Origin of the sequence: Pseudomonas bubulae (genome assembly GCF_037023725.1) — a bacterium.
In the GTDB taxonomy this organism is placed as follows: Bacteria; Pseudomonadota; Gammaproteobacteria; order Pseudomonadales; family Pseudomonadaceae; genus Aquipseudomonas; species Aquipseudomonas bubulae.
Genome location: NZ_CP146077.1, coordinates 2,679,283 through 2,691,605 on the forward strand (window position 1 = coordinate 2,679,283; position 12,323 = coordinate 2,691,605).

The following is a 12,323-nucleotide window of genomic DNA, read 5'->3' on the forward strand; positions in this document are numbered from 1 at the left end:
CAGCTGCTACGGAGCTGTTTGGCTAACCACCGGCGTTAGCAAGGGCATTTTCCATTCTCCGCTGGCGACCTCGGGCTTGGGCATGTAAATGCGCAATACACCATAAAACGGTCCGTCAGGTGCTGGCAGCCAGTTGTTTAGCCACTCCCCTGCGGGCGGCTGGTTCTGCACATACAGAGTCAAGCTGCCATCAGCGTTGCGTTTGAGATCTGACAGCATGCGCGAGTTGATCAGGTAGCGATTGATCGGGTTTTCGACCAGCAGTTTGGTTTTGCCGTCATACATCGTCAGCGACCAGAACGCATTGGCGGGCGGCAGTGCATCCTTGTTGAAATGCAGGGTGTAGCGATCCCTGGAGGCGTCGACAGGGTGCTGCTGATTGTCGACGAAGTAACCGATGTAATTGGCCTCCGCGGCCGAGTTGCCGAAAATTCCCATATTGGCGCCCGCATAGCGGTACAGGTAATTGTTGTGCAGGTGTTCGCGGGAGCCGAACAGGTCACCGCTGGTGATTTTATGGGTGTCTACCTTGTCATGCTTGAATTGTGCGAACTCGGCTTTGCCTGCCGCAATTCCATCCTCCAGTGAAGTGCGCTGCTCAAGGGTCAGTTCATTGAGGTTGAAGGGCTGGCCCGGTTCAATCCCGATTTTCCTGAAACGCTCGCGCAATGCCGCTTCGCTGGGCTGGGGCTGGGCAAACGCGAGCATGAAACTCAGGTACCTGAACAGCTCGGGGCTGTCGCTCATATCGGCAACAGGTGCGGGCCAGTCCACGGCGGGCGCCGCAGCTGGCGTGGGTTTGCCCAGGAACTGGCTCAGGGGCCGGACCTTGTAACCGCTCTGGATGTGCTTGACCTTGGCCAGGTCTTTGTCATCGAACAACTGGGTGCGGTACAGGCCGTAGGCAATGGCACTCTCGCTGGGAATCACGGCGTCGATACCGGCCGGTTTTTCCCCTGTCCAGCCAGGCCCGGCGATCATGTAATTGCCGCCTTTATTGCCTGTGGTGCGGGTGCCCAGGTACGCGAAGTTTTGTGTGTACAGGTCGATCAGTTGCGTCGAGTAGTAGCGGCCGTCCTCGATGGCAGGCAGGGTCAGAACCAGCGGCTCTGCACGCAGGTCCATCCACAGGAATGAGTAGGGCGTGTCCGAGTTGGGCGTCACGAATGCGGTATCCCTGGGGGTAAATACCATGGCGGTATTGCCGATTTCATTGAACGGCGCCTTGAAGTTTTTGCCCTGCGTGTCCACGGCCTGGGTGTAGAGGGTCTTGTACATTTCCACCACGGGGAAGCCGTACAGGTAGGCCTCCCTGGCGATGCTGGCAGCCTCGGTGGGTGAGGCACTGAAATTGATGGCGTCAGCATTGCCCGCTCCCAAGGAGAGGCAGGCAGCGAGTAGATAGGCGGGTGGCTTTATGTGCATGGCAGGTTCCTATTTTCCGAAGGTGACGTTGATCCCGGCAAACAGGGTGAACTGGGGCAGGTCGTCGCCCTTGCGTTCCACGGTCCATTGCGGCTCAACGAAGGCATTGAGGATGTTGCTTCCGGCTTTCCAGGCCTTGCCCACGCCCAGCCCGACGGGGATGTAGTGGGTGTTGTTTTTCAGGTCCCAGGTCCAGGTGCCGGTGGAGCGCAAATACCACCCCTTGGGCAGGTTGTGGATGATAAAGGGCTGGAACGTGGCGCTCTCGACATGCTGGCGGTCGCTGTCCCCGGCAAACGAGCTTTGATACTGCACCAGTGCGCCCAGCAGGCCCCGTGGCGAAGCATCGATGGCAATGGCCGCCAGGCCGGCTTGCCACTTGCCGGTGCCCAGTTCGTCATGCTCGGCAGTGGGTGCGGTTATCTGCGGGCCAATGCCCAATTGCACGCCTTCGGTTTTGAGCAGGAAAATATCGAACAGGTTGAGGTCGCCGATCCCGCTGCTGTAGCCACCGTGCGGGTCTGGACGGGTGCTGACCGGAAGCGTCACGCGCAACAGTTGCGGTACACCGATAACGTCGTTGGGTGCCACGGGCAGGGCGCCGCGCAGCAGGGCGTCATTGGTGTGGATATTGCTGTCGTACACCTGCGGCGTGTAGTAGTCCTGCAGATTGACCCCCGGGGCCAGATTCAGCGGGTTGTTGCTCTTGTTGGCGGTCTCGGCGTTATCTGCCAATGCATCGGCAGCCGGGTACAGGGCCAGGGTGAGCAACAGACTTGAGGCAAGGCGAGTGATGGGCATGCGATCCTGTTCCTTGGGCGCTAGCCATGTACGCTAGCAGTTGGCAGGGAACTGGCGCTTATGTCGGGGCTATTTCCGTCTTTTTTGCGCACCCGGGCACAAAAATACAGCTAATAACTGCGGTGCATGGCGCCTTGTAGGAATCGTCTTTTAGTGCCGCAGAGCATAAGATTTTTTGTTCGATCCATAGGTCAGCCCGGCTGATTCATGTTTAACTTCGGCCTCTTCAACAACCTGTCAAAAAGGACATCGTTCATGGCTCAAGTGACGCTTAAAGGCAACCCTGTTCAAGTCAACGGCGAATTGCCTGCAGTAGGTTCCAAGGCACCAGCGTTTTCGCTGGTTGCGGGTGATTTGTCCGATGCAACACTGGCGAGCTTTGCCGGCAAGCGCAAAGTGCTGAACATCTTCCCAAGCGTTGATACGCCAACCTGCGCTACTTCGGTACGCAAATTCAACGCCGAAGCCAACGCTTTGCCGAACACCGTTGTGCTGAACATCTCGGCTGACCTGCCATTCGCCCAGGCCCGCTTTTGCGGCGCTGAAGGCCTGGAAAACGTGCAAAACCTGTCGACCCTGCGCGGCCGCGAGTTTATCGAGAACTACGGCGTGGCAATCGCTGATGGCCCGTTGGCCGGCCTGACTGCCCGTGCGGTGGTGGTGCTGGACGAAAACGACAACGTGCTGCACAGCGAGCTGGTTAAAGAAATCGCTGAAGAGCCAAACTACGAAGCAGCCCTGGCTGTTTTGAAGTAAGTCGTACTGCAAGACCTGAAGCGGCCTGGCACTTAAGTGCCAGGCCGTTTTTTTTGTACGGCCTGTTGATCGGTGGGAGCGAGCCTGCTCGCGAAATCTTCAAGCACCATCGTCGGCTGCCTTCGCGAGCAGGCTCGCTCCCACACAGAGTCCACAGATTTCGTCGATCTTCATCTCAATGCCATCTCTATAACGTAAATAGCGGGTAAAGAGCCTTTTCATAACGGCCCGCACTGCTTATCGTTCCACCTCCTGAAAATTATCGCTCGCGCTAATGGTTGATCACTCCATGCAATCCTCTGTTTCCCACAAATCCCGTTTCTGGCTGTTTGGCCTGCTGGTCTTGCTGATAGTCCTTGGCCTGTGCTGGTGGCTATGGCCGTCTGCCGCAAAAAAGGCTGCGACCGATCAGCCCGCCGGGCACACCGGTCGCTCGGGCATGATGCGCCCGGGCTTTGGTGGCTCGACCCAGCCCGTGCCGGTGCGGGTGTCGGAAGTAACGCAGGGCGATTTCCCGATTTACTACAAGGCGCTGGGCACAGTGACCGCATTGAACACCATCAATGTGCGCAGCCGTGTAGCAGGGGAACTGGTCAAGGTCTATTTCAAGGAAGGGCAGATGGTCAAGGCAGGCGAGCTGCTGGCTGAGATCGACCCGCGCAGTTATCAAAATGCCCTGCTGCAAGCCGAAGGCACGTTGCTGCAGAACCAGGCCCAGCTGAAAAATGCCCAGGTCGATGTGCAGCGCTACCGCGGGCTGTACGCCGAGGACAGTATCGCCAAACAGACCCTGGACACCGCCGAAGCGCTGGTCAGCCAATATCAGGGCACGGTGAAGACCAATCAGGCGGCGGTCAACGATGCCAGGCTGAACCTGGATTTCACCAAGATCCGCGCACCGATCAGCGGCCGTGTGGGCCTGCGTCAGCTGGACGTCGGTAATCTGGTAGCAGCCAACGACGCCACGGCCTTGGTGGTGATCACCCAGACCGAGCCGATTGTGGTCAGTTTCACCTTGCCCGAGACCAACCTGGCGCTGGTGCTTGAGCGTTATCGCAGCGGCGCGAAAATGCCGGTGCAGGCCTGGAACCGTGGCGATACCAAAGAGCTGGCAGTCGGTGTGTTGAGCAGCATCGACAATCAGATTGATATCACCACCGGTACCCTGAAGTTCAAGGCATTGTTCGAGAACCGCGATCAGGCGCTGTTCCCTAACCAGTTTGTCAATGTACGCCTGTTGGCCGACACCCTTAAAAACGTGGTGCTGGCTCCCACTGCAGCGATTCAGTACGGCACCAACGGCTCGTTCGTGTATGCCATGGACGGTGACAACAAGGTCAAGATTCGCAGTATTAAAGTGGGTGCCACCGATGGCGACGTGACCGTGGTCGAAGAGGGCCTGGCGGCGGGTGATCGTGTAGTGCTTGAGGGCACCGACCGTCTGCGTGATGGTGGCGCGGTGGAAGTTGTCAACGACAGTGCCGAAGTACCGGAAACGGCTGCCGGGCAACTGCTCGATGGCGGTGCCGATACCGATGCCACCCCGGCCGCGCACAACACCAAGTCCAAGGCCCGCGAATGAACCTGTCGCGCCTGTTTATCCTGCGCCCGGTTGCAACCACGCTGTGCATGCTGGCCATCGTGTTGTCCGGGATCATCGCCTATCGCTTGCTGCCGGTATCGGCCTTGCCCCAGGTGGATTACCCGACCATCCGCGTGATGACCCTGTACCCCGGGGCCAGCCCGGATGTGATGACCAGTGCAGTGACGGCACCACTTGAGCGTCAGTTCGGGCAAATGCCGGGGCTTACGCAGATGGCCTCCACCAGTTCCGGTGGTGCTTCGGTACTGACCCTGCGTTTCAATCTCGACATCAATATGGATGTCGCCGAGCAACAGGTGCAGGCTGCGATCAACGCCGCCAGCAACCTGCTGCCCAAGGATTTGCCGGCACCACCGGTGTACAACAAGGTCAACCCGGCGGATACCCCGGTACTGACCCTGGCCATCAGCTCCAAAACCATGCTGTTGCCCAAGCTCAATGACCTGGTCGATACGCGCATGGCGCAAAAAATTGCCCAGATCAGCGGCGTGGGCATGGTCAGCATCGCTGGCGGGCAACGCCAGGCGGTGCGGATCAAGGTCAACCCTGAAGCGCTGGCTGCCAATGGCCTGAACCTGGCCGATGTGCGCACCCTGATCGGTGCGTCCAACGTCAACCAGCCCAAGGGTAACTTCGACGGCCCGACCCGGGTGTCGATGCTGGACGCCAATGACCAGCTGAAAACCCCGCAAGAATACGCCGAACTGATTCTTGCCTATAACAACGGCGCACCGCTGCGACTCAAGGACGTGGCCGAAATTGTCGACGGCGCCGAGAACGAGCGCCTCGCAGCCTGGGCCAACGAAAACCAGGCGGTGCTGCTCAATATCCAGCGCCAGCCCGGTGCCAACGTGATTGAGGTGGTGGACCGGATCAAGGCACTGCTGCCAAGCATTACCGACAACCTGCCCGCCGGCATCGATGTCACGGTGCTGACCGACCGTACACAAACCATTCGCGCCTCGGTGCGCGATGTGCAGCATGAATTGCTGATCGCCATCGCCCTGGTGGTGATGGTGACCTTCCTGTTTCTGCGCAGGGCCAGCGCCACCCTCATTCCGTCGATTGCCGTACCGCTGTCGCTGGTTGGCACCTTTGGCGTGATGTACCTGGCCGGGTTTTCGATCAACAACCTGACGCTGATGGCCCTGACCATCGCCACCGGCTTTGTGGTCGATGATGCCATCGTCATGCTGGAGAACATCTCGCGCTATATCGAGGAAGGTGACAGCCCGATGCAGGCGGCGCTCAAGGGCGCCAAACAGATCGGCTTCACCCTGATCTCGCTGACCCTGTCGCTGATCGCGGTATTGATCCCGCTGCTGTTTATGGCCGATGTAGTGGGGCGCCTGTTCCGCGAATTTGCCATCACCCTGGCGGTGGCGATCCTGATCTCGCTGGTGGTCTCGCTGACCCTGACCCCGATGATGTGCGCGCGCCTGCTCAAGGCCGAACCCAAGCCTGAAGAGCAGGGGCGTTTCTACCGTGCCAGCGGCGCGTTTATCGACTGGATGATCGCCGAGTACGGGCGCATGTTGCAGTGGGTGCTCAAGCACCAGCCGCTGACCCTGCTGGTGGCCATCGGTACACTGGCCTTGACCGTGTTCCTGTATATGGTGGTGCCCAAGGGCTTTTTCCCGGTGCAGGACACCGGGGTGATCCAGGGCATTTCCGAGGCGCCGCAATCGATTTCGTTCAGTGCCATGAGTCAGCGTCAGCAGGAGCTGGGCAAGATCATTCTGCAAGACCCGGATGTCGAGAGCCTGTCCTCCTATATTGGCGTGGACGGGGATAACCCGACCCTCAACAGCGGTCGCATGCTGATCAACCTCAAGCCCCACAGCGAGCGCAGCGACAGTGCCATCGAGGTGATTGCGCGGCTGCAGCCGCAACTGGACAAGCTGTCGGGCATCCGCCTGTTTATGCAGCCGGTGCAGGACCTGACCATCGAAGACCGCGTCAGCCGTACCCAGTACCAGTTCAGCCTGTCATCCCCGGATGCTGACATGCTCAGCACCTGGACGCAGAAACTGGTCACCGCGTTGTCCAATCAGCCTGAACTGGTCGATGTGGCCAGTGACCTGCAGGACAAGGGGCTGCAGGTATACCTGGTGATCGACCGCGATGCGGCATCACGCCTGGGCGTGTCGGTGGCCAATATTACCGATGCCCTGTATGACGCTTTCGGTCAGCGGCAGATTTCGACCATTTACACCCAGGCCAGCCAGTACCGCGTGGTCTTGCAGGCCAAGGACGGCGAGAAAATAGGCCCGCAGGCGCTGGATCAGATCCACGTCAAGACCACCGATGGTGGCCAGGTGCGGCTGTCGAGCCTGGCCCGGGTCGAGGAGCGTCAGGCACAACTGGCCATTTCCCATATCGGCCAGTTCCCTTCGGTAATGGTCTCGTTCAACCTTGCGCCTGGCGTGGCATTGGGCCAGGCCGTGGAACTGATCGATCAGGTGCAGAAGGACATCGGCATGCCGGTGGGGGTCAAGACCGAATTCCAGGGTGCCGCGCAGGCGTTCCAGGCTTCGTTGTCGAGCACCTTGCTGCTGATTCTGGCGGCGGTGGTGACCATGTATATCGTGCTGGGGGTGCTCTATGAGAGCTACATCCACCCGATCACCATTCTCTCCACCCTGCCATCGGCAGCAGTGGGTGCCTTGCTGGCGCTGATCCTCAGCGGCAATGACCTGGGCATGATTGCGATTATCGGCATTATCCTGCTGATCGGCATCGTCAAGAAAAACGCAATCATGATGATCGACTTCGCCCTCGACGCCGAGCGTAACCAGGGCATGGCACCGGAGCAGGCGATCTATCAGGCGGCACTGTTGCGCTTCCGGCCGATCCTGATGACCACCCTGGCAGCGTTGTTTGGTGCCGTACCGCTGATGCTGGCCACCGGTTCCGGGGCAGAGTTGCGCCAGCCCCTGGGTCTGGTGATGGTCGGTGGTTTGCTGGTGAGCCAGGTCTTGACCCTGTTTACTACCCCCGTGATCTATCTGTACTTCGATCGCTTGGGGCGTCGCTGGCGTGGTGATGCGGCCCAGGCTGAGCAGGCGTCGGTATGAACCTGTCCGGCCCGTTTATCAAACGCCCGGTAGCCACCATGCTGCTGAGCCTGGCAATCATGTTGCTGGGCGGGGTGAGCTTTGGTTTGCTGCCGGTGTCGCCGTTGCCGCAAATGGATTTCCCGGTGATCGTGGTGTCGGCCAGTTTGCCCGGGGCCAGCCCCGAGGTGATGGCATCTACCGTGGCCACGCCGCTTGAGCGGGCCTTCGGTGCGATTGCCGGGGTCAATACCATGAGCAGCAATTCAAGCCAGGGCTCGACCCGGGTGATTTTGCAGTTCGATCAGGACCGCGACATCAACGGCGCGGCGCGGGAGGTGCAGGCGGCGATCAACGCCTCGCGCAACCTGCTGCCCAGCGGCATGAAAAGCATGCCCACCTACAAGAAGATCAACCCCTCGCAAGCACCGATCATGGTGTTATCGCTGACCTCCGAGGTGTTGTCCAAGGGCCAGCTCTATGACCTGGCCTCGACCATTCTTTCGCAAAGCCTGTCCCAGGTGCCGGGTGTAGGTGAAGTGCAGATTGGCGGCAGCTCGCTGCCCGCCGTGCGCATCGAGCTGGAACCGCAACTGCTCAACCAGTACGGCGTCTCGCTGGATGACGTGCGCAACACCATTGCCAATGCCAACGTGCGCCGGCCCAAGGGCGCAGTCTCCGATGGCGAGCGCAACTGGCAGATCCAGGCCAACGACCAGCTGGAAAAGGCCAAGGACTACGAACCGCTGATCATCCGTTACCAGGATGGCGCGGCGCTGCGCCTGAGCCATGTGGCCAAGGTCAAGGACAGTGTTGAAGACCGTTACAACAGCGGTTTTTTCAATAACGATGCGGCGGTGCTGCTGGTGGTCAACCGCCAGGCCGGGGCCAATATCATCGAGACCGTGAACGCGATCAAGGCCCAGTTGCCGGCCTTGCAGGCGGTGCTGCCGGCAAGCGTGCAGCTGAACCTGGCCATGGACCGTTCACCGGTGATCAAGGCTACGCTGCACGAGGCCGAAATGACCCTGCTGATCGCCGTGGCGCTGGTGATTCTGGTGGTGTTCCTGTTCCTCGGCAATTTCCGCGCATCGCTGATTCCGACGCTGGCAGTGCCGGTGTCGTTGGTGGGCACTTTTGCCATCATGTACCTCTACGGCTTCTCGCTGAACAACCTGTCGCTGATGGCGCTGATTTTGGCCACCGGGCTGGTGGTGGACGACGCCATCGTGGTGCTGGAGAACATCTCGCGGCATATCGACGCCGGTGTGGCGCCCATGAAAGCGGCCATGCTGGGGGCCAAGGAAGTCGGTTTTACCCTGCTCTCGATGAACGTGTCACTGGTGGCAGTGTTCCTCTCGATCCTGTTTATGGGCGGGATTGTCGAGAGCTTGTTCCGCGAGTTTTCCATCACCCTGGCCGCTTCGATCGTGGTGTCGCTGGTGGTGTCCCTGACCCTCACGCCCATGCTTTGCGCACGCTGGCTAAAACCCCATGTGCCGGGCACGGAAAACGCCATGCAGCGCTGGAGCATCCGCCTTAACCAGCGCATGGTCAGCGGCTATGCACGCAGCCTGGACTGGGTGCTGCGGCACAAGCGCCTGACATTGCTCAGCCTGCTGGTAACCATTGGCGTTAACGTGGCGCTGTATGTGGTGGTGCCGAAAACCTTTATGCCGCAACAGGACACCGGGCAACTGATCGGTTTTGTGCGTGGCGACGACGGCCTGTCGTTCAGCGTGATGCAGCCGAAAATGGAAATCTTTCGCAAGGCTGTGCTGGCCGATCCTGCGGTAGAAAGCGTTGCCGGTTTTATTGGTGGCAATGGCGGCACCAACAACGCCTTTATGATCGTGCGTCTCAAGCCGATCTCGGAACGCAAGGTGTCGGCGCAAAAGGTCATCGAACGGCTGCGCGAGAGCATGCCCAAAGTGCCCGGCGGCCGCCTGATGCTGATGGCCGACCAGGACCTGCAGTTTGGCGGTGGGCGTGACCAGACCAGCTCGCAGTACTCCTACATCCTGCAAAGCGGCGATCTGGGCGAGTTGCGCACTTGGTATCCAAAAGTGGTGGCCGCGTTCAAGGCATTGCCTGAGCTGACCGCTATCGATGCCCGTGAAGGCCGCGGTGCCCAGCAGGTGACCCTGGTGGTTGATCGCGACCAGGCCAAGCGCCTGGGGGTGGATATGGACATGGTCACTGCCGTGCTCAACAACGCCTACAGTCAGCGGCAGATTTCCACTATCTACGACAGCCTGAATCAGTATCAGGTGGTGATGGAGGTCAACCCCAAGTACGCCCAGGACCCCGAAACCCTGAATCAGGTGCAGGTGATAACCGCCGATGGTCAGCGTATTCCGCTGTCGGCCATTGCCCACTATGAGAACAGCCTGCAGAACGACCGGGTATCCCACGAGGGCCAGTTCGCTTCGGAGAGCATTGCGTTCGACCTGGCCCCCGGTGTCACCCTGGAGCAGGGTACGGCAGCCATTGAACGGGCGGTGGCCAAGCTCGGCCTGCCGGAAGAAGTGATCGTGAAAATGGCCGGTACGGGCGATGCTTTTGCCGCCACGCAAAAAAGCCAGCCGTTCATGATTCTTGGCGCCTTGGTAGCGGTGTACCTGGTGCTGGGGATTCTCTATGAGAGTTACATCCACCCGTTGACCATTCTGTCGACCTTGCCGTCTGCCGGTGTTGGTGCGTTGTTGAGCATTTACCTCACGGGCGGGGAGTTCAGCCTGATTTCACTGCTGGGGCTGTTCCTGTTGATTGGTGTGGTAAAGAAAAACGCGATTTTGATGATCGATCTTGCCCTGCAACTGGAACGTCATTCGGGCCTCGACCCGCAAGCGTCGATCCGCAGTGCCTGCCTGCAACGTTTAAGGCCGATCCTGATGACCACCCTGGCGGCCATTCTCGGTGCCTTGCCACTGATGCTGAGCAGCGCCGAAGGCGCGGAAATGCGCCAGCCCCTGGGCCTGACCATTATTGGCGGGCTGATCTTCAGCCAGATTCTGACCCTTTACACCACGCCTGTGGTTTACCTCTATCTCGACCGCCTACGCCATCGCTTCAACAAATGGCGCGGCGTGCGCACTGATGCTGCTCTGGAAACTCCGCTATGACCTCTCGTTCGTTTTTCCTTGCCCCGGCGTTGTCCGTTGCGCTGCTTAGCGGCTGTGCCATCGGCCCGGACTACCAGCGCCCGCAAACGGCGGCGCCCCTTGAGTACAAGCAGGCAGCCGGCTGGACCCAGGCCAATCCGAGCGACTCACTGGCCCGAGGTGCCTGGTGGGAGCTCTATGGCGACCCGCAGCTCAATGCGCTGGTCGAAAAACTCAATAGCGCCAACCAGAGTGTTGCGCAGTCTGAAGCCCAGTTCCGTCAGGCCCAGGCCTTGGTGCGCAGTGCGCGCGGGGCGTTCCTGCCCAGCGCCGACCTTAGCGTGGGCAAGACCCGGTCCAGCCAGGGCACCGGCAGCTCAAACTCCAGCCTGACCAGCTCCAGCAGCGGCATACGGGACACCTTGAATGCCCAGGTCGGGGTGAGCTGGGAGGCCGACGTTTGGGGCAAGTTGCGCCGTGATCTGGAAGCCAACGAGGCGAGTGCCGAGGCCAGCCTGGCCGACCTCGCGGCGATGCGCCTGAGCCAGCAGTCGGAGCTGGTGCAGAACTACCTGCAATTGCGGGTGATCGATGAGCAGAAGCGTTTGCTCGAAGCCACGGTCGAGGCCTATCAACGTTCACTGAAAATGAGCGAAAACCAGTACCGTGCGGGAATTTCCGGCAAGGATGCGGTGGCTCAGGCGCAAACCCAGTTGCGCAATACCCAGGCCAGCCTGATCGACCTGATCTGGCAGCGGGCGCAATTTGAAAACGCAATAGCGGTGCTCACCGGTCAAGCACCAGCAGGGTTCAACCTGGCGGAAATTAAAAACGTACCCAAGTTGCCGCAGATCCCGGTCAGCCTGCCGTCGCAACTGCTGGAGCGGCGTCCTGACATCGCTTCGGCGGAGCGCTCGGTGATTGCTGCCAACGCCAACATTGGCGTAGCCAAGGCGGCTTACTACCCCGATTTCAGTTTGAGCCTGTCGGGTGGCTACAGCAGCAGTCAGTATCAGGACTGGATCAGCGTGCCCAACCGCTTCTGGTCGGTGGGGCCGAAAATCTCCCTGCCGTTGTTCGATGGTGGCCAGCGCTCGGCAGAAGTCGATCGCAATGAAGCCGTGTATGACCAGACGGTGGCCAAGTATCGCCAGACCGTGCTCGACGGTCTGCGGGAAGTGGAAAACTACATGGTGCAGTTGAAGGTCCTGGGCGATGAGTCGGTGGTACAGGAGCAGGCACTGGAGTCGGCCCGCGAGTCGTTGCGCCTGACCAGTAACCAGTACAAGGCGGGCTTGATTGCTTACCTGGACGTGGTTTCGGTGCAAACAACAGCCCTGAGCACCGAGCGCAGCGTACTTAACTTGCTGCAGAGCCGTCTGATTGCCAGTGTGCAACTGATTGCGGCGCTGGGTGGCGGCTGGGATGGCAATACCGAGTTGAGCGACTGACGCAGACCCCTCACCCCAGCTTGATCCGCTTTTGCTCTTGGTTCCCTCTCCCTCTGGGAGAGGGCCAGGGTGAGGGGCTTTTGATCCGGCTCAATACGGCCAGCTCGCCGAATTACGCTATATCCCC

7 protein-coding genes are annotated in these 12,323 nt (G+C 59.9%); 5 read left to right on the top strand and 2 right to left on the bottom strand.

All coding sequences use genetic code 11. From position 1 onward, the window contains the following. Positions 1-6 precede the first annotated feature (6 nt). Together V6L81_RS12465 and V6L81_RS12470 are read right to left on the bottom strand one after the other, a co-directional pair. Positions 7-1,425, bottom strand: coding sequence for a DUF1254 domain-containing protein (locus V6L81_RS12465; RefSeq protein WP_338659970.1), 1,419 nt, complete (start codon positions 1,423-1,425; stop codon positions 7-9). A 9-nt stretch (positions 1,426-1,434) separates the two neighbouring features. Continuing rightward, a complete protein-coding gene (locus V6L81_RS12470) occupies positions 1,435-2,226 on the bottom strand; it encodes a hypothetical protein (protein WP_095026960.1) in 792 nt (263 codons plus the stop codon). A gap of 255 nt (positions 2,227-2,481) precedes the next feature. On the opposite strand from V6L81_RS12470, the gene tpx reads away from it, so the two are divergent. From tpx to V6L81_RS12495, 5 genes are all read left to right on the top strand, one after another. Then, entirely contained in the window at positions 2,482-2,982 is a 501-nt protein-coding gene (gene tpx, locus V6L81_RS12475; RefSeq protein ID WP_095002391.1) for a thiol peroxidase, read from the top strand. A 274-nt stretch (positions 2,983-3,256) separates the two neighbouring features. Further along, positions 3,257-4,564, top strand: coding sequence for an MdtA/MuxA family multidrug efflux RND transporter periplasmic adaptor subunit (locus tag V6L81_RS12480; protein WP_150628092.1), 1,308 nt, complete (start codon positions 3,257-3,259; stop codon positions 4,562-4,564). Then, positions 4,561-7,662 carry an MdtB/MuxB family multidrug efflux RND transporter permease subunit gene (locus V6L81_RS12485; RefSeq protein ID WP_095018855.1) on the top strand — a complete coding sequence of 1,034 codons (3,102 nt, stop codon included), beginning with the start codon at positions 4,561-4,563 and terminating at the stop codon, positions 7,660-7,662. The genes V6L81_RS12480 and V6L81_RS12485 overlap by 4 nt, the downstream gene beginning before the upstream one ends. Continuing rightward, positions 7,659-10,766, top strand: a complete 3,108-nt coding sequence (locus V6L81_RS12490) for an efflux RND transporter permease subunit (protein ID WP_095018856.1) — start codon at positions 7,659-7,661, stop codon at positions 10,764-10,766. The genes V6L81_RS12485 and V6L81_RS12490 overlap by 4 nt, the downstream gene beginning before the upstream one ends. Then, positions 10,763-12,196, top strand: coding sequence for an efflux transporter outer membrane subunit (locus V6L81_RS12495; RefSeq protein WP_338659971.1), 1,434 nt, complete (start codon positions 10,763-10,765; stop codon positions 12,194-12,196). The genes V6L81_RS12490 and V6L81_RS12495 overlap by 4 nt, the downstream gene beginning before the upstream one ends. Positions 12,197-12,323 lie beyond the last annotated feature (127 nt).